17 protein-coding genes are annotated in these 18175 nt (G+C 43.1%); 3 read left to right on the top strand and 14 right to left on the bottom strand.

From position 1 onward, the window contains the following. The first annotated feature begins 4 nt into the window (after positions 1-4). Together IQO02_RS09165 and IQO02_RS09160 are read left to right on the top strand one after the other, a co-directional pair. On the top strand, positions 5-1552 hold the full coding sequence (locus IQO02_RS09165; RefSeq protein WP_016796951.1) for a mannose-1-phosphate guanylyltransferase/mannose-6-phosphate isomerase: 1548 nt from the start codon (positions 5-7) through the stop codon (positions 1550-1552). Between the two features lie 15 nt (positions 1553-1567). Next, the gene (locus IQO02_RS09160; protein ID WP_016789428.1) at positions 1568-2992 is read left to right on the top strand and encodes a phosphomannomutase/phosphoglucomutase; all 1425 of its coding nucleotides are present in this window, start codon (positions 1568-1570) and stop codon (positions 2990-2992) included. 117 nt (positions 2993-3109) lie between these two features. On the opposite strand, the gene aroG is transcribed toward IQO02_RS09160, so the two are convergent. From aroG to IQO02_RS09110, 10 genes are all read right to left on the bottom strand, one after another. Then, positions 3110-4162 (bottom strand): 3-deoxy-7-phosphoheptulonate synthase AroG, encoded by a 1053-nt coding sequence (gene aroG, locus IQO02_RS09155; RefSeq protein ID WP_016767690.1) that lies wholly within the window; start codon positions 4160-4162, stop codon positions 3110-3112. 353 nt (positions 4163-4515) lie between these two features. Continuing rightward, positions 4516-6906, bottom strand: a complete 2391-nt coding sequence (locus IQO02_RS09150) for a putative bifunctional diguanylate cyclase/phosphodiesterase (RefSeq protein WP_016796953.1) — start codon at positions 6904-6906, stop codon at positions 4516-4518. A 10-nt stretch (positions 6907-6916) separates the two neighbouring features. Beyond that, a complete protein-coding gene (locus IQO02_RS09145; protein ID WP_010428706.1) occupies positions 6917-7954 on the bottom strand; it encodes a polyamine ABC transporter substrate-binding protein in 1038 nt (345 codons plus the stop codon). Positions 7955-8384: 430 nt separating this feature from the next. Continuing rightward, positions 8385-8615, bottom strand: coding sequence for a DUF3820 family protein (locus IQO02_RS09140; RefSeq protein WP_010428703.1), 231 nt, complete (start codon positions 8613-8615; stop codon positions 8385-8387). A gap of 12 nt (positions 8616-8627) precedes the next feature. After that, the gene (locus IQO02_RS09135; RefSeq protein ID WP_016788892.1) at positions 8628-9299 is read right to left on the bottom strand and encodes a DUF3313 domain-containing protein; all 672 of its coding nucleotides are present in this window, start codon (positions 9297-9299) and stop codon (positions 8628-8630) included. Positions 9300-9398: 99 nt separating this feature from the next. Then, positions 9399-9752 carry a hypothetical protein gene (locus IQO02_RS09130; protein ID WP_010428699.1) on the bottom strand — a complete coding sequence of 118 codons (354 nt, stop codon included), beginning with the start codon at positions 9750-9752 and terminating at the stop codon, positions 9399-9401. A gap of 133 nt (positions 9753-9885) precedes the next feature. After that, the gene (gene cyoE / locus IQO02_RS09125) at positions 9886-10860 is read right to left on the bottom strand and encodes a heme o synthase (RefSeq protein ID WP_016799648.1); all 975 of its coding nucleotides are present in this window, start codon (positions 10858-10860) and stop codon (positions 9886-9888) included. Further along, positions 10850-11905, bottom strand: a complete 1056-nt coding sequence (locus tag IQO02_RS09120; RefSeq protein ID WP_010428695.1) for a COX15/CtaA family protein — start codon at positions 11903-11905, stop codon at positions 10850-10852. Before IQO02_RS09120 ends, cyoE begins: the two co-directional genes overlap by 11 nt. 48 nt (positions 11906-11953) lie before the next feature. Beyond that, a complete protein-coding gene (locus IQO02_RS09115) occupies positions 11954-12562 on the bottom strand; it encodes a hypothetical protein (RefSeq protein WP_010428693.1) in 609 nt (202 codons plus the stop codon). Then, positions 12555-13388: an SURF1 family protein gene (locus IQO02_RS09110; protein WP_016799647.1), complete on the bottom strand. Its 834-nt coding sequence runs from the start codon at positions 13386-13388 to the stop codon at positions 12555-12557. The genes IQO02_RS09115 and IQO02_RS09110 overlap by 8 nt, the downstream gene beginning before the upstream one ends. Position 13389: 1 nt before the next feature. On the opposite strand from IQO02_RS09110, the gene IQO02_RS09105 reads away from it, so the two are divergent. Then, entirely contained in the window at positions 13390-13620 is a 231-nt protein-coding gene (locus IQO02_RS09105; protein WP_010428690.1) for a DUF2909 family protein, read from the top strand. Positions 13621-13657: 37 nt separating this feature from the next. Here IQO02_RS09105 and IQO02_RS09100 read toward each other — a convergent pair whose 3' ends face one another. From IQO02_RS09100 to coxB, 4 genes are read right to left on the bottom strand one after another with little or no spacing between them, the layout of a single operon-like run. Continuing rightward, complete coding sequence (locus IQO02_RS09100) at positions 13658-14542, bottom strand: cytochrome c oxidase subunit 3 (RefSeq protein WP_010428687.1); 885 nt, start codon at positions 14540-14542, stop codon at positions 13658-13660. Between the two features lie 38 nt (positions 14543-14580). Further along, the gene (locus IQO02_RS09095) at positions 14581-15210 is read right to left on the bottom strand and encodes a cytochrome c oxidase assembly protein (protein ID WP_016799646.1); all 630 of its coding nucleotides are present in this window, start codon (positions 15208-15210) and stop codon (positions 14581-14583) included. An 11-nt stretch (positions 15211-15221) separates the two neighbouring features. After that, on the bottom strand, positions 15222-16883 hold the full coding sequence (gene ctaD / locus IQO02_RS09090) for a cytochrome c oxidase subunit I (RefSeq protein WP_065101351.1): 1662 nt from the start codon (positions 16881-16883) through the stop codon (positions 15222-15224). Then, on the bottom strand, positions 16880-18112 hold the full coding sequence (gene coxB / locus IQO02_RS09085) for a cytochrome c oxidase subunit II (protein WP_102282570.1): 1233 nt from the start codon (positions 18110-18112) through the stop codon (positions 16880-16882). The genes ctaD and coxB overlap by 4 nt, the downstream gene beginning before the upstream one ends. Between the last annotated feature and the right edge of the window lie 63 nt (positions 18113-18175).

The raw sequence follows: 18175 nt of genomic DNA, 5'->3' as shown, positions 1-18175 counted from the left end.
CTTTATGATTTTACCTGTCATCTTAGCTGGCGGCTCTGGTAGTCGCCTCTGGCCATTATCTCGCGAACTCTACCCTAAGCAATTTCTAAGTATTGCTGGTGAGCATTCAATGTTGCAACAAACACTGCAACGCTTACGTGGTCTAGAAAAATTTGTTGTTGATACTAATTGTGATGCCCCTTTCATCATCTGCAATGAAGAACATCGTTTTATCGCTGCCGAACAAGTACGATCGGCAGAGCTTCAACACAGTGGTATTCTGTTGGAACCCGTTGGAAGAAACACGGCTCCCGCGATCGCATTAGCAGCCTTACAAGCTTTAGGTAATTCGACAGATAACAGAACAAATGATTCTGACCCGATCTTGTTAGTATTGGCTGCCGATCATCACATCGTTAAAACATTGGAGTTTCAACAAGCCGTGAGTCGTGGTGTCGAGTATGCCGAACAAGGCAAACTGGTCACATTCGGCATTACTCCTAGCTCCCCTGAGACAGGTTATGGTTATATCAAGCAGGGTCTGCCTATTTCCTCTATTAACCAGGCAAACAACAGCACTACAGCGACAGACAACAAAACTACAGAACAACCCGTCCATCATGCTTATACCATTGAGTGCTTTATTGAAAAACCAGATAAATCAACAGCAGAAAGTTACGTTAGCTCTGAGCAATACTTGTGGAACAGCGGCATGTTTATGTTCAAGGCGTCACGCTATCTTGAAGAACTAGCCGAACATCACCCAAGAATTTTAACAGCCTGCAAGCGAGCTCTTGCAAAGCAAAATACCGACCTCGACTTTATTCGTATCGATGCCGAAGCATTCAAACATAGCCCAAGCGATTCCATCGATTATGCGGTGATGGAAAAAACTTCACACGCTGCAGTGATCCCAATGGACGTCGGTTGGAATGATATCGGCTCATGGTCTGCTATTTGGGACGTAAGCGATAAAGATGAACATAACAACGTCATTGAAGGTGATGTGTTAACCGTCGACTCTCAGTACAACTACATTCATTCTGAGAATAAACTGGTGGCGACTGTGGGGGTTGATAACCTTATCATTGTAGAAACCAAAGACGCCATACTGGTTGCTGATAAGAACAAAGTCCAGGGTGTTAGATCGATAGTAAACCAACTCCACCAAGCTGGTCGAACAGAGCATCTTCAACACCGAGAGGTATTTAGGCCTTGGGGGAAATACGATGTTGTTGATTTAGGAAAGCGCGACAAAGTGAAGCGTATTACCGTGAAGCCTGGCCATAAGCTTTCGCTACAAAGGCATCATCACAGAGCTGAGCATTGGGTGGTGGTGGCAGGTACTGCAAAAGTAACCAATAACGACAAAACGTATTTAATCGAAGAAGATCACTCCACTTACATCCCTTTAGGTCATATTCACAGCCTAGAGAATCCAGGGAGGCTCCCACTCGAGATGATTGAAGTACAAACAGGGAGTCACTTGAGTGAAGACGATATCATCCGATATCAAGACAGCTATGGACGAGAAGTTTTAGACGACCATCAATCTAAAAGCACCACGGAATAAAGTGACGACTGCATAATGAAACCAACATTAGATCTCAGTTGCTTTAAGAACAACGATATTCGTGGCATCATCGGATCTCAAATCAGTGAGCCGTTCGCCTATTTGCTCGGCAAGGCATTTGGCGAATACACCCTATCCACGACACCTGAGACATCATTCGATGGCTTAGCTCAAGTGGTGATTGGTCGTGATAACCGAGAAACGTCCCCTTCATTACAAGAAGCCATGACCAAAGGCTTAATCGAGTCTGGGATAGCCGTCATAGACCTAGGTATGACTGGCACTGAAGAAGTCTACTTTGCGACTCGTCACCTAAAAGCGATTGGCGGAATACAAATCACAGCCAGCCATAACCCAATCAATTACAACGGAATGAAATTGGTAGGCGTAGGTGCCAGTCCGCTCAGTAAACATAGCGGTTTGAATGAGATAAAGCAGCGAATTCTCAATCTCGAGTCTAAGCTAGTTAACCTTTGCGATAACCCAACCGTGGCTCAGCACGCCGATGCTGAACATCTATCTACTTTACAACCTTATATCGACCACCTGCTTTCATATATAGCTCCTTCTAAACTGTTACCAATGAAAATTGTGGTGAACGCAGGAAACGGCGTTGCCGGGCATATAATAGATGCTTTAGAAGACCGCTTTACTGCACTCGATACCCCTATTACTTTTATCAAGGTTCAACATACACCTGATGGAAAATTCCCAAATGGCATTCCCAACCCATTGATTAAAGAAAATCAAACAGCGACTCGAAATGCAGTCTTAGAACATTCCGCAGATCTAGGAATTGCGTGGGATGGCGATTTCGACCGTTGTTTTTTCTTTGACGAAAAAGGCAATTACATTGAGGGTTATTATATTGTTGGTTTGTTAGCTGAAGCATTCTTAATGAAGGAGCGTAACGCAACCGTATTGCACGACATGCGTATGACATGGAACACGATTGAAGTCGCCAAGCAACTTGATGGAAACGCTATTGCAGTTAAAGCTGGACACGCACTGATAAAAGAAAAAATGCGGCAAACCAACGCTATTTATGGCGGAGAAATGAGTGCTCACCATTATTTCCGTGATTTTGGTTACTGTGATTCAGGAATGATACCTTGGCTATTAGTTATCGAACTGGTCTCGAAAACTCAACAGTCCCTTTATCAATTGACTAGTGTCAGTATTAGTAAATTCCCGTCATCTGGGGAGATAAATCGAAAAGTATCCAACCCAGATCTAGTCATAGCTTCGGTATTAGCATACTACCAAGACTGCGCCGTTTCGATCGATTACGTCGATGGTCTTAGTATGGATATGGGATCGTGGCGCTTCAATTTAAGACAATCGAATACAGAGCCATTAATACGTCTCAATGTAGAGACCAAGCAAAATCCAACTTTATTATCAGACAAAGTAAAAGAGCTACTGTCTTTTCTCGTATAAACGAGCTTACCCCCCAAACCTAGAGCCTAACCTAAGCGGTGTAACCCACATAAAAAGCCCTCATTAGTTTTCGCTAATGAGGGCTTTTTATGTCTAAGCTACCTTTCGGTGGCTATTCTATTTATTACGACGCGCTTCAACAGCGTCTGCTAGTTGACGAAGTACTGTTTCAGTATCTTCCCAGCCAATACAAGCATCGGTAATAGACTGACCGTATGTTGCCGCCTTGCCATCAACCAAATCTTGACGACCTTCAACTAGGTGAGACTCAATCATCACACCGAAAATTGCTTTGTCTCCGCCAGCAACCTGTGCACTTACATCGTCAGATACGTTCATTTGACGTTTGAACTGCTTAGAGCTGTTTGCGTGGCTAAAATCAATCATTACTTTTTGTGGTAGACCAGACGCCGCCAGTTCCGCTTTGATCTTACCTACATGCTCAGCACTGTAGTTTGGCTCTTTACCGCCACGCAGAATGATATGACAATCAGGGTTACCTGCCGTTTCAACGATAGCTGAATGACCATACTTAGTCACTGATAAAAAGTGGTGAGAAGCACCTGCCGAACGAATCGCATCTGTTGCGATCTTGATGTTGCCATCAGTACCATTCTTAAAACCAACTGGACAAGACAGACCAGAAGCTAGTTCACGGTGAACTTGAGATTCAGTCGTACGTGCGCCAATTGCGCCCCAGCTAATTAGATCAGCCACATATTGAGGCGTAATCATATCTAGGAATTCACTTGCCGTTGGCATGCCAAGATCGGTTAGATCAAGCAGTAGTTTACGCCCTAAACGAAGACCATCGTTTAGTTTGAATGTATCATCCATGTACGGGTCATTAATTAGCCCTTTCCAACCAACAGTTGTACGTGGTTTTTCAAAGTAAACACGCATTACGATTTCAAGCTTATCGCCTAGTTCATCACGCAGTACTTTCAAACGTTTACCGTATTCAAGTGCCGCTTCTGTGTCATGAATAGAACATGGGCCTACGATAACAAGTAAGCGATCATCGCTGTCTTCTAAAATATTGTGAATCGCTTTACGGCTTTCAAAGGTTGTAGAAGAAGCAATTTCTGTCGCTGGAAACTTTTCTAAAACAGCAACAGGTGGTAATAACTCTTTTACTTTGTTAATTCTTACATCATCAGTCTGGAACATTGCTTACTTCTTCCTTTTTTCTATCCTTGAGCTGAATGTACGTTGTCTCACGTAACTTTCTATCAGCACTAATCTTCTTGTTCCCTGTAACTTAACTAGTAAAAACTCTAGTTTCAATCACTAATTGAAAATAAACGCAATTTTTTTTGTGTTTTATATTTAAAACACCCTGTACAACATTATTTACACGCTATCGATTGCGTAATTTATAGGGAAGGAAGAGCATCTATTCTGCATGTATGTAATAGACCTGCATCGCTTGATAAGGAGCAGCCTAACGTCACCGAGAAAGCAGGAAAAGCGATGTATCATTCCAAAACTCAAAACCAGTATGATTTTATAGTGTCGGATCTCTAACTGTACTCAGGCAAAGACCCTCTTTTCCACGCATCGATAAAATCATTTTCTCTTAAAGGTTTGGATAGTAAAAATCCTTGTACTGCCTGACACCCTTTGCTTCGAACGTAATCCAGCTGACTTGCTGTTTCTATGCCCTCTGCAATGATATTGAGATCATAAATTTTGGCCATTTCGATGATCACTTCGATGAGCTGTTTATCTGTTGATTCAGAATCAATAGCGTTAACAAACATACGGTCGATCTTAAGCGTATCGATAGGGTAACTTATCAATTGACTAAAGGCCGTATAGCCAGTACCAAAATCGTCGAGAGAAACCTTTACTCCTAGCTCTTTCAATTCCTTAAGCCTCTCGATGTTCTGTTTATCTCCAGGTATAAAGCAGGTTTCAGTGATTTCCATTTCGACCATGTGGGCTGGAATTTCATAGCGCATTAGCATTCCAGAAAGTACATTGACAAAGTCGGAATTAGAAAGCTGCCAAGATGAGAAGTTAATCGCTAACGTACCATCGAAGTCCAGGTCTTGTATCCAAACTGATAGCCTCTGCAGAGCATTCTCTAAAACCCAATAATCAATATGTTTAATTAAGCCTGACGATTCTGCTATTGGTATAAAATCGGCTGGCCCATATGACCGTAAAGCCTCGTAGTTCGTTCGTATTAAAACTTCAGCACCTTTTATCTTGCCCTTTTCTATATCATAAACAGGCATATAGGTTAGATACATCTGATTAGTTCTAATCGCCTCTTTCAGATCTTCATTGATTTGAGCATGACGCTTTATCTCCCTATCCATCTCCTTTGAATAGAATTGATAATGATTTTTTCCCGCAATCTTTTTGCAACTATACATCGCTGAATCTGCATTGTTGACCAATTTGGTGACCGTTTTAGCATCATCAGGGTATACCGAAATACCCACACTAACACCAACATCAAATTGAATCCCATCCACTTCGAAGCCGCTCTCAAAGAGAGATAGAATTCGATCAGCAAACTCAGTAAGTATATTTAAGTCGTCCAACCCTCCCACGATGATGGAAAACTCATCACCTGATAACCTCGCAAACTCAACATCAGATATAGTTAGTGTTTCCCACTCAAAATCAACAAAGCTCTCGACGAGGCGCTCTGCAAACACGACGAGTAAGTGGTCCCCTATATGATGCCCATATTTGTCATTCACGTGTTTAAAGTTATCGATATCAAAGTAAATAACCGCGCCCTTTTTATCCGTTTTAGTGCAGTTATTCATTATTCGTGTGATATCTAGATTGAATTTTTTTCTATTTGGTAAGCCCGTCAGAGAATCTTTTTTTGCTAATCCATCGAGCTCAGTGATCAAGTTAATAAACTTATTAGTAAGGATGGAGACTTCGTCGTTACTTTTAGAACGTTCTATGTAGACCAAATCATCATAATTTACGGACTCTACTTGCTCACTAAGCCTCTCTACTGGCTTAATAACCTGTTTTACGATAAGCCATTTTAGTATTAAGAAAGTAACCACAGTGACTAACAATACAATAACGGCATAAAGAAGCTGAAAGGGTTTATACCACTCATTGAGTTGTTCTTGGGGGAGACAAATTTTAATAGACCATAAGTCATGCTCTAATTGAAAACCAAATTCATAGTCTGGCTGGGTAATCTCTTTTATCTGTTCTGCGTTCGTCAGCGAATGCGAGGTAGAATTAGGTTTAAGTATTAGCTGGGCATATGGACCAACCTTACTTTTTACCGACTCTTGAAATTCGTCATAGTGGCCCGCTTTAGCGCGAATCACTGCTGTTAGTAACGTCTGGCCTTTAGAAAAAGTTGGGATAGTAAAACTTTGTTCGGGTGTAAATGTCTTTATGATAAAAAACTCAGGGCCTTCAACCCCGTCGTCTAGTTTGTAAGTAGAGGCGTTAACGCGAGCAACACCTTTCAAATCTAATGCTTGTTTAATCGTAGCAAGGTGGTCCGTCACAACCGTATCAGCAGAGTATTTTTTAAATGGATCTGACGTATTAAAGTATATAAGCTCTTCGCCATTAATATCCACCAGAGCAAAGCTTTCGATCGCACCGTGGTTGAGCTTCAACTGATTAATATACCTCGCTAACTCTTTCTCCATGTAATACTGAGTGGTGTCATCATATATTTCAAAAAGATACTTTTGAATATAGTAGCTCTCTAGACTCATTCTAATTGCGAAATCTAACTCTCTAAACGCTTCATTAAGGTCATGAGAGATATAACCAAGCTCGTTATGTAATTTTTCAGATAGCGACGAATTCAGATGCATTTTTTGACTGGTATACGAAAACACACCGGCGATGGAGAAGATAACCACCATAACGGGAAGCAAAATATAATTGATCTTTAGCGACAGTTTCATTTTCTGTCTTTTATTTTTGGTTATGAATAACAGTGAGTATTTGACTTCTCAGATCTGAAGCTTCTTTACTCAATGTTTTATAGGTAAACGATGAAGTGTTATCTAATGCCATTGGGAACAACTCTTCATCTTGCAGATACTCATCAGTTGCGAAATCCAATACGTGTCTATTCGAGCTTGCGAACCACATCTCCTCGGCATTTACTGCTGCTATCTCTGGTGAATTAATAAAGTTGAGAAACTCAATTGACGCCTTACTAACAGGCTTTTCTTTATGAACACTGAAGCATTCATGCCACATCAGAGTTCCTTCTTGAGGAATCGTGTAGGTCCAATCATCTTGCTCTGTATACGACGCAATTTGTTCTTTTTCTCCTGAGTAGATAACGGTAACTTCCATTTTAGAAGCAGATCTTTTATCTAGAGCATAGCCAGTACCGGCTCTCATTACTAATAGCTGATCACGGACCTTCATCAATAGTTTGTACGCTTGGGCTAGTTCAACTTCATTTTCGGTCATAGGATCAAACCCTAACGCCAATAATGCGATTGCTATGGTGTCCACATCATCATCGGGGATCACGACGGTCTGGGGATTCTGTAATGCGTAATCGAAAACATCCATCCAAGAGGTTATCCCTTCGGTAGCCTTTGAAGAGCGAAATGCGACCCCCATTGTACCGTTAGAATATGGAATACCGTACGACCCACATACTCCGCGAGATATATCGGTGAAATATGAATTATCTCCCTCCAGAACATTGGACAAATCCCCTAAAATACCTTCTCTGCCCAGCTCATCAATGGTTAGCCCATCAATGATAAACAAGTCGTAGGCTAGAGCTTTCCCAGAATACACCACAACATCTCGCAGCATTTCACTTTCAAAATAGACCTGAGATACGGTATGTCCATATTGCTTTTCGAACTTTTCTATCACGGTATCAGAGATATAGTCTTCCCAAGTGAAAATCTTGATCTCTTCAGCAAAACTCTGAACTGAAAAAAGAATAGAACAAGTTAAAGCAAAGCAAGTTAAAAAACGCATCAGATACCTATTACTACTTATTTCTATGGAGTCCAATTATGACGTTGACTCTAGTATTTATAATAATTACACGCGTAGTTTGCCTTCTTACATGATATGGATTCAAGATCTATATTAGATTTTGAACAAATAATTGACTTGCAATAGATTATGGTTAGGTAGAGAGTTGATAGGGTAATGTATGGGCTTGTTCAAAGGGGGGGAATAATATAATCATCCGCGTTACGTGCATAGTAGAAACGGTGATCAACACCAGATCCAATTCATTTTTAATGTGTTCTCTCCTGAATGCATATCTGCCAAGCTCCTGATAAGTTTCATTTGCTATAGGTCGTTTGTATTCGTTGAAAGAACGATTAAGGCATTTCCATTAATATGCATCTTCCCCCTTAAACCTTTCTTTTGTTTAAGAGCTTAGACGCAGCCATAATTATAGATCTTCAGGGAAGTGGTATTTTAGAGGCTTGACGACACTATCAAGCCCTTCAATTTTCAAAGCAAGGCACAGTTTTAATAAGTCGCCCAACTCGCCAGACGGGAAGCCTTTCTTATCAAACCAGAGCAAATATTCTTCAGGTAAGTCAATCAATGCGCGGCCAGCGTATTTGCCAAATGGCATTTGCATTCTAGCTAACTTAATCAGGTTCTCTTTCTCTAGCATTACGTGCTCTTTCTATGCGTCGTCGATATTCTGTAGAGTATCACCTAAACGTTCAATCCAGTAGTTGATCGCATCTTTGGCATCGTCCAAAGAGTCAATCATCGTCGAAAAATCTTTATTGCCTGCTTCACGGTCTATTGCTGCAAACAATGGTGTGCCATCTTGTGCATCGCTCACCAGGAGTTCAACACTCGCGCTTCCAACATTGGTGTGCTCACCCGTTGTCACCTTGGATATCGTAGACATAGCGAGGCCGAATGGCAAAACACTACTTGTCACAGCTAAGATAGGATTTGGGGTTTCAACGTTACTCAAGGCAATACTTAAACGTAGTGTTTTACCCGTAGGTTCACCAACAATCGCTTTATGAGGCGATATCTTCGCCTCCAAACAGCTCACCATATGATCAATGAGCTCTTCGATCTCTTCCGGATCTAGTGTCCCTTCTTCTGCAAGAACAAAAATTTGGTCGATCACCACAGAATCATAAGAGTTTAATTTGGATTTCAATCGTTGGGCGTCACGTAGTCCAATCCTTGCCCAAACTAAATCGACACCGCTATCAGGACCAGGCTGAAAGTCTTCGTAGGTGGTGAATTTGGTTTCGGTTATAATCGGACCGCCTGCACAACCAAACAAGAAAATGCTGGTTGCGACAAGCACAAGAAGTTTTGAAGGGTTCATAGCGCACTTAGGTTAAATTTAACACTCGACATAAGTATGCCATACCCTAAGAGAAAATATTGTAGAAAAAGGATTTAAAACTCAGAGCTAGATCTAAAATTAGTCTCGCTGAACAGTGTGGGCATACTCTACTATCACTTGATTACCTTCGATGTAAGCATTTTGAATCTCACCATCAACACTCATACGACTTTTCAGATAGACTACTTTAGGCCCTGAATTATTCGCTTCTTTCAACGAAGGGAACACATTTCTAGGTTCTAAATGAAGTAAGCGGCAGAAATGGCTAATGAAGGACATGGTTAGTGCCGTTTCCCCTCTTAGCACTCTTGAGAAATCAAGTTGGTTCATTCCTAGCTTCTTTGAAAACTCCATTTGCGTAATTCTCATGCGCGATTTTTGTGACATCCACGTTTGATATAACGCATCTCTATCTTGCTCAGTGAATTCCATTACCGGTTCCTTTATATAATTCATGTCAATCAATTGTCCGGTTTTTCATACATAACATGTCAGAGTTAGGTTAGTGGAAGCCAAAGGTTTGGTCTGATATAAGGAAAACCTTATGTAGTTCAGCGCAAAGCTGTCAAAGCAAATAATGATCCGCCAACAGAGCGACAAATAAGATCATTAGGTGATAAATGGAGAACTTAAAGGTCTTCATCGCCATATTGGGCTCATCACGATATTTAAGTACCCAAGCATGATAAACAAACCCACCGTTGAGCACCAATGAAGCGCTTAGATATATCCAACTACTCATGCCGACCAATACCGGCAATATACACACGATGCTAAGCAACAAGGTATAGAGAAAAATAGAAGTCTTGGTGTATTCGATTCCGTGAGTCACAGGCAGCATGGGGATATTCACTTTGGCATACTCATCACGACGATGAATCGCCAACGCCCAAAAGTGCGGAGGCGTCCAAATAAAGATGATCATCACCAACAACCAAGCATTTGAATGCAATTCATTAGTTACTGCCGTCCAACCTAATAAAGGGGGCATAGCGCCAGCGATTCCTGCTATCACGATATTTTGCGGCGTTGCTCGTTTCAAGTACATGGTATAAATCACGGCATAACCCAATAAGCTTGCAAAGGTTAACCAAGCGGTCAGTTGATTGACCCACACCACTAACGTGACAAAGCCAAGTATGCCGATACCAGCAGCAAAGCTGAACACGTGCACACTGCTCAGTTCACCCGATGGCAAAGGACGTCGGTTTGTTCGAGTCATTTGCCCATCAATCTTTTTATCGATCAAGTGGTTGAATGCAGCTGCCGAACCTGCCATCAGCCCTATCCCAATCATTCCGAACAGAGTTTGTTGTAAGGGCAATCCATTGGGTACCGCTAAACACATCCCAACCAGTGCTGTAAGCAACATCAAAGCCACCACTTTTGGTTTGGTCAGCGTTAAATAGACTTTCCAAGTGGCTTTGTTTTTTGTAGCAATTTTGTTACTTAAAGCTGTGTCATTGTTGGTTGCTATCTTATGAGTTAAGGCTGCGTCTTGAGCCACCACTTCATACTGTGTTGACGTTCTACTGACCATGATTACCTCCTTGTAATACACTGTTCTTCACCAAGATCTCACTCGGTTTGCGTTGCCACACGACAAAATTGGTTACAACCATGCTGATGAGCAACATCGCTGCGACTAGGTTATGCAAAACCGCAACTAAAATTGGCAGATGAAACCATACATTACTGATCCCAAGGCCGATTTGAGTAAACAAGACTATTGCGACAATCACGCTCAGCTTTTGGTGAGGCGCTTGGCCAAATTTCCATAGCTGGAACACGATCATCAGCACCGTTAACGTCGCCACAATAGCCCCGAACCTGTGCATGACATGAATGGTAAGCCTCGCGGGATATTCCAACACACCAAACTCATAGTTATCGTGTCCATGTTGAGCAAAATCGAACGCATTTTTGAAGTCGAGGTAGCTCATCCAGTTACCTTCACAAATCGGCAATTGGGTACACACCAAAGCGGCATAGTTTGACGATGTCCAGCCACCTAGCAGTATCTGCCCGACTACAATGAGTAATCCGAATAGTGCCGAAATTTTAAGTGGTGAAGAATAGGCAACCTCTCCAAAACGGCTTTGGAATTGAGACAAACGACAGTAGAGCAAACACAACAGTGACAGCAACGTGAAGCCCCCCATCAAATGCGCCATAACCACAACGGGCATCAACTTGAGAGTCACCGTCCACATTCCAAGCAAAGCCTGAAATATCACGGTTGCAGAAATAAGTAACGGCAGACCAGCAGTTGTTATATTCTTTTTAATACACCAAGCAACAACGACAAAGATAAGCAGCCCTAATGTTCCTGCAAAGTAGCGATGGATCATCTCTATCCAAGCTTTGTCTGCTTCGAGAGCTCGTTCTGGAAATTGCAGATTCGCTTCAGTCACCGCCAATACATCAGAAGGCACCGTGATCTTTCCATAACAACCAGGCCAGTCGGGACAGCCAAGACCGGCATCAGACAAACGAGTGTAAGCACCGAGTACAATCACAGTCAAAGTTAGGAATATAGTCACTCTCATAATCAACATGAGTAACTTTGGAGCTCCTTTTTGCATTGCTTATCTCCCTATCTAGAATCATCAACGCCGACTAATTACTGGCCTTTACCCCACTCTCGACAACTTGAGTAATTTTCGTAAATCATGAATCATGCCTTTAGATTGGCTGACTAACTGCGAAGGATCAGAAACGCTTTTGTATTCCATAACCAATTGCCCGAGTGGGTCAATTATCACAATGGAAGCTGACGCAAACTCGGAACTTAACTGATCACCACCAGCTAACAAAGATAGATCAGGCTTATCAAGAGAACCCGATAACGAATTACCTTCTGAGACGAAAACAACGGCGGTCACGCGTTCTTTGTTTTTTCCTAACGCTAAGTAGCTTTGATTCAAATAATGAAGCTGTTGTTCACACAAGCTTTCGCACTCCATCGGTGCGATATAACCCACTAACCAACCCTCTCCAGCCATGGGTACCGTTACGCCAAAATCCGCTAGTGTGACCCTTGGTTCTACCAATTCGCCTGAGTTAGTGACACCTGAGGTATACCAATTCTGGTCCAACACAGTTTTGGCGATAATCGCAGGCAAAGTGAAAATTAGAACGAGTCCGATTAATACCAAACGTCCCTTAGTACGACGGCTTCTAAGCTCAGCCATGTTTGCCTCCGTACTTTCACTGTTCACTTGTGCTTGAGATTTATCCATCGTTGTTCTCCGTGATAGGTGTCGCTTTTAGGTACCGATAGCCAATTAACAACATCAAAAACAAAAGTACCGCTGCCATTACAAACCATTGAAATGAGTAACCGAAGTGCTTCTCAGATTTCATTGCCGTCGGTCGCCATAACAACTCATAAGGCCAGGAACCTAAGCTCTGAGGTTGGAAGACAAAGGGCAGCACTTCTTGCCCGGTGTATTGTGATAACGCTGCTATGTTTAGGTTTTGGATTCTATTCGGTGTCGTATTTTCTAAACCCAATTCATGACTTAAAGGATTCACTGAGCGTGTATACAAGCGCCCTGACATTTTGCTTGGTACAGTAATGCTTCCTAATTGCGGTAGTTCTCTTCTGTCATTACTTGCCGCAACAAACCCAAGATCGATCAACAACTGTTTTTCAGCCACTAATGAGTTGTTTTCATCTTCAAGACGAACCTTTCCCAACATGTAAATCACATACCCTACCGTTCCTTGGTTAATCTGATTGTCTAACAAAACCACTAAACCACTTGGCATTTCCAGATCCACATCAACCTTCAAACCATTTAAAGACGGATGTTCAGAGGCACCTTGCGCTTGTATACGCGACTCCTTCCATTCAGAGATAACCGCATCCAATGACCTAGACGATTGCTGGGCTCTTTCTGATAGCTGCTGTTCATAACGCAATTTCTCGTTACCTCGATCTAACTGCCACAAACCCAACTTGATTAAAATGCCGACTGAAACCACAGTTAAAACAACCGCTATCCAAAAACCTTTACTGCGGAACTTGTGTTCATCATCAATCAATCGGTTTGGAGTTATCACTATGGCGTTATCTACCTTTGTGTTGTTATTTAAAATTGTACTGGTCGCTTTGCTGTTTTTTATCGCTTTCAATTTGATGAAAGGTCTAATCCAAATCGCCTCGGGCAAACACAATGGAAAAAGGCTCAGTCACTTTTTGGGTCGTCGAGTGATGTGGTCAGTCGTTGTCGTACTACTGTTATTACTGGCTTTAGGTTCAGGAATGATAACGCCCAACCCTCGCCCTTATTAAGCCCATACAAATCCAGCAGCTAAACCAGCATATTTCGTTAGAGCACATACACAAACACAAACAAACCTAACCAAACCACATCAACAAAGTGCCAATACCAACTGCCCGCTTGAAACGCAAAATGATCTTTTGGAGAAAAATGGTCTTTCGCAACTCTTGCCAGTAATACAACCAAAAAAATCGTTCCTAAACAAACATGCAAGCCGTGAAATCCAGTCAGCAAAAAGAAGGTGTTACCGTAGATACCAGACTGAAGTGTCAGTCCCATCTCCTGATAAGCGTGAAGGTACTCTTCAACTTGGAAGAACAGGAAGAAGCCAGCCAGAACAATGGTTATTTCCAACCACACGATTAAAGCCATACGTTTATTCTGTTCAAGACTGATATGTGCCATGTGCAGCGTCACAGATGAAAGCAGCAGTATAATAGTGTTTTTAAGCGGGATACCTTGCCAAGGCATGGCTTGTGTCGTCACACCATCAGGCGTCGTCGTTAGTGGCCATATCGACTGAAACATCGGCCACAACACTTCATGGGTCATCGCATTGTTGCCTGCGCCACCAATCCACGGCACTGAAATCATACGAGCGTAAAAAAGAGCGCCAAAGAAAGCACCGAAAAACATGATTTCAGAGAAAATGAACCAGCTCATACCTTGTCGAAAAGATCGAGAAATCTGCTCAGAATAAAGACCACTCAATGATTCCGTGATCACATTGCTAAACCAACCTGCGAGCATGTAAAGCAGCACAGCAAACCCGACTAACAACACCGCTTTTCCAAATACACCACCGGCTGCGTCGGTGCCCATATTTTGCACCGTCAAGCCAGCACCAACCGCGACCAAAAACAGTGCTACAGCACCCACCAATGGCCAGTGGCTTTGATGTGGAACGAAATAAACTTCCTTTTTAGAACTCATCGCTCAACTCCTTATGTTGATACTGGTTCTGTAAATCCCTAGTTACTTGCGAGCACGTTAGGCTCAGGCTTACTTGCCTCTCCACTCACCTGACTCGTGATGTTAAACAGCGTATAAGAGAGTGTAAGCGTATGTATTGATTCAGGAATGTCAGGCTCAATGTAAAATATTAATCCCATTTCGGCACTCTTGTGCCCGTCCAATGGTTGCTGATTGAAACAAAAACATTCCATTTTGTTAAAGTAAGTGGCTCCCATGCCTGGAGAAACCGATGGTACGGCTTGGCCAACCAATGAGGCACCGGATAGGTTTTTAGCGATGTAGTTAGTCTGAATCACCTCACCAGGGTGAACCTCTAACACTTGAACTTCGGGCGAGAACTGCCACGGCATATCTGGCTTGATGTGGGACATGAATTCAACGCGTACCGTACGAGAATAGTCGGGCTGCATTCCCTGAGGTTGAACGGCAGAAACCGTATTGGTTTTGCCGTTGATCCCTAGGGCGTCACACATCACATCGTAGAGCGGCACCAAAGCAAAACCGAAACCAAACATCGCAACCACACTCAACACCAAATAACCCGTCAGCTTTTTAGTTGATCGCTTCTTGGTTGCTAGTTTAATCAACTGATCATTTTGATTTCGGTTGCTCTGTTTGTCGTTCATGGATCTTCCCTCTAATCAACTTTAGGTGGATGAGTAAAGGTATGATGAGGCGCAGGGCTTGGAACTGTCCATTCTAGCCCTTCAGCTCTATCCCAAGGCTTGCTTGGTGCGGGCTCTCCGCCTCTTACGCACTTAATAACCAACCATAAGAAGATCAGCTGAGACAACCCAAAGGCAAAACCACCAATCGACACCACTTGGTTAACGTCAGCAAATTGAATAGCGTAATCTGGAATACGACGTGGCATGCCCGCTAACCCTAAAAAGTGCATCGGGAAGAACAGCACATTCACTGAGATTACCGACGTCCAGAAATGCCACAGACTGAGCTTGTGGTCGTACATATGCCCTGTCCACTTAGGCAGCCAATAATAGGCGGCAGCCATAATCGAGAACACAGCACCTGTTACCAGAACATAATGAAAGTGAGCCACCACAAAATAGGTATCGTGGTATTGGAAATCAGCAGGCACTATTGCCAACATCAATCCAGATAACCCACCAATCGTAAACAGAACAATAAAGGCAATCGCAAACAACATTGGTGTTTCAAAGGTCAAAGCCCCCCGCCACATAGTCGCCACCCAGTTGAAGACTTTCACACCGGTCGGCACCGCTATCAACATGGTGCAATACATGAAGAACAGTTCGGCAAATACTGGCATACCCGTTGTGAACATGTGGTGTGCCCACACTAAAAAAGACAAAATGGCGATACTACAGGTCGCGTACACCATCGAATGGTAACCAAACAAGCGCTTGCCACTAAAGGCTGGGATGATAGCCGAGACGATACCAAACGACGGCAAGATCATGATGTACACTTCGGGGTGCCCAAAGAACCAGAATATGTGCTGGAACATCACCGGGTCCCCACCACCAGCGGCATCAAAGAAGCTTGTTCCAAAGTATTTGTCAGTCAGTACCATAGTCACCGCACCCGCGAGAACGGGCATCACGGCTATCAGCAAGAAAGCGGTAATTAACCATGTCCATACGAACATTGGTAACTTGAACCAAGTCATACCCGGTGCGCGCATGTTCACTATGGTTACGATGACGTTGATCGCCCCCATGATCGAACTGATCCCCATAATATGGACAGAAAATACAAACAACGCCGTACTATCAGGACCATAAGTTGTCGAGAGCGGCGCATAAAATGTCCAACCAAAGCTCGGGCCGCCTCCCTCAGTAAACAAAGAACCAATTAAGATCAAGAAAGCAAAAGGTAGAATCCAGAAACTGAGATTATTCATTCTCGGCAGCGCCATGTCTGGAGCGCCAATCATCATTGGGATCATCCAGTTAGCCAAACCTGTGAATGCAGGCATCACGGCACCAAACACCATGATTAAACCGTGAACGGTAGTCATCTGATTAAAGAAGTCTGGCTCAACGAGCTGTAACCCCGGTTGGAATAACTCCGCACGGATCACCATCGCCATGGCGCCGCCTGTTAAGAACATGGCAAAGCTAAACCAAAGGTAAAGTGTACCGATGTCTTTGTGGTTGGTTGAGTAAAGCCAACGCGTCCAACCTTTGGGAGCAGCATGTGAGTCGTGATCATCATGAGTTAAATCATGGCTGTCCAATGAACCTTCAGCTGAATGACTCAGTGCTTGACCTTCTGCGGGAGCCGATTTCACCGGCTTATTGATTGGCGAACTCATAACTGCTCCTTAGCATCGTTTTGTGCCTCATCCGTTGAGCCTTGTTCACTGTTCGTTTCACTTTGTTCGTTGTCAGATCCACCTTCTTGCTTCGCCTTATAAGCGTTCACATCTGAAGCCTGAACCACATCGCCAGTGTCATTACCCCAAGCATTTCTTTGATAAGTCACTACCGCAGCAATCTCTTTTTCGGTTAACTGATTATCGAACGCCTGCATTGCGGTACCTCCGCGACCATAAACAATGGTATCGATATGAACACCCACATCACCAAGTGCAATAGGACTTCCTTTAATGGCAGGAAATGCGCCGGGAATACCTTCCCCATTGGCTTGGTGACAAACTGCGCAACGGGTTTTGTAAACTTCTTCACCGATGACGTTCAATTCATCTAAGGAAAGTGACGCATCTAGTGCATCTTGAGCCGCTTGCTTTGCGGCTATCGCCAATTCTTTCTGTTCCACAAGCCATCCATCAAAGTCATCCTCCTCCATTGCATGCACCACTATCGGCATGAAACCATGAGCACGACCACACAACTCTGCACACTGCCCTCGATAAACACCGGGCTCATCGATCTTTGTCCACGCTTCGTTGATGAAACCGGGAATGGTATCTTTTTTTACCGCAAAAGCTGGTACCCACCATGAGTGAATAACATCATCAGAAGTCATCAAGAAACGGACTTTACGATCGATAGGCAGTACGAGCGGATTATCCACTTCTAACAAGTAATGTGCCCCTTTAACTTCGATTCCTTCAATCTCTTTATCACTTGTCGCCAAAAGACTAAAAAACTCAACATCTTCGCCAAAATAGCTGTAATGCCATTTCCATTGCGAGCCTGTAATTTTGACAGTGAGTTCTGATTGAGAGGTGTCTTCCATCGCTATCAAGGTCTTGGTGGCTGGGATGGCCATAGCGATGAGAATAATGATTGGGATGATCGTCCAAAGAATTTCAACTTTAGTACTTTCATGGAAATGAGCCGCTACTGCACCCTTCGACTTTCGGTGTCTCACAATAGAGTAAAACATCACACCGAAGACGACGAAAGCGATCGCACAACAGATATAGAAGATCAGCATATGGAGTTCATACACTTTACCGCTAATCTCAGTAACACCTTGTGTCATGTTGTATTCAGTACTTGCATGCACTAAAGGCGATATTAAGGCCGCAACAAAAATATTCAAAAGCCACGCTAGACTGACCAATAATCTTTTCAAAAGATCTCTCCTCATCCTTCCTAATTGGATAATTGCGACTTAAATGTTGTTGCGGGCTATAAG

The sequence above is a fragment of the Vibrio sp. OPT24 genome (assembly GCF_015163545.1).
Classification (GTDB): domain Bacteria; phylum Pseudomonadota; class Gammaproteobacteria; order Enterobacterales; family Vibrionaceae; genus Vibrio; species Vibrio cyclitrophicus.
This window is presented reverse-complemented; position numbering and strand designations above follow the sequence as displayed.

Coding starts and splice junctions, on each gene's coding strand:
- aroG (WP_016767690.1), bottom strand. CDS start 4,162: ATGTTCCAGACTGATGATGTAAGAATTAACAAAGTAAAAGAGTTATTA.
- IQO02_RS09165 (WP_016796951.1), top strand. CDS start 5: ATGATTTTACCTGTCATCTTAGCTGGCGGCTCTGGTAGTCGCCTCTGG.
- ctaD (WP_065101351.1), bottom strand. CDS start 16,883: ATGAGTTCGCCAATCAATAAGCCGGTGAAATCGGCTCCCGCAGAAGGT.
- IQO02_RS09145 (WP_010428706.1), bottom strand. CDS start 7,954: ATGCGTTTTTTAACTTGCTTTGCTTTAACTTGTTCTATTCTTTTTTCA.
- IQO02_RS09150 (WP_016796953.1), bottom strand. CDS start 6,906: ATGAAACTGTCGCTAAAGATCAATTATATTTTGCTTCCCGTTATGGTG.
- IQO02_RS09160 (WP_016789428.1), top strand. CDS start 1,568: ATGAAACCAACATTAGATCTCAGTTGCTTTAAGAACAACGATATTCGT.
- IQO02_RS09135 (WP_016788892.1), bottom strand. CDS start 9,299: ATGAACCCTTCAAAACTTCTTGTGCTTGTCGCAACCAGCATTTTCTTG.
- IQO02_RS09100 (WP_010428687.1), bottom strand. CDS start 14,542: ATGAGTTCTAAAAAGGAAGTTTATTTCGTTCCACATCAAAGCCACTGG.
- IQO02_RS09120 (WP_010428695.1), bottom strand. CDS start 11,905: ATGCAAAAAGGAGCTCCAAAGTTACTCATGTTGATTATGAGAGTGACT.
- cyoE (WP_016799648.1), bottom strand. CDS start 10,860: ATGGTCAGTAGAACGTCAACACAGTATGAAGTGGTGGCTCAAGACGCA.
- IQO02_RS09130 (WP_010428699.1), bottom strand. CDS start 9,752: ATGGAATTCACTGAGCAAGATAGAGATGCGTTATATCAAACGTGGATG.
- IQO02_RS09105 (WP_010428690.1), top strand. CDS start 13,390: ATGGCGTTATCTACCTTTGTGTTGTTATTTAAAATTGTACTGGTCGCT.
- IQO02_RS09095 (WP_016799646.1), bottom strand. CDS start 15,210: ATGAACGACAAACAGAGCAACCGAAATCAAAATGATCAGTTGATTAAA.
- IQO02_RS09140 (WP_010428703.1), bottom strand. CDS start 8,615: ATGCTAGAGAAAGAGAACCTGATTAAGTTAGCTAGAATGCAAATGCCA.
- IQO02_RS09115 (WP_010428693.1), bottom strand. CDS start 12,562: ATGGATAAATCTCAAGCACAAGTGAACAGTGAAAGTACGGAGGCAAAC.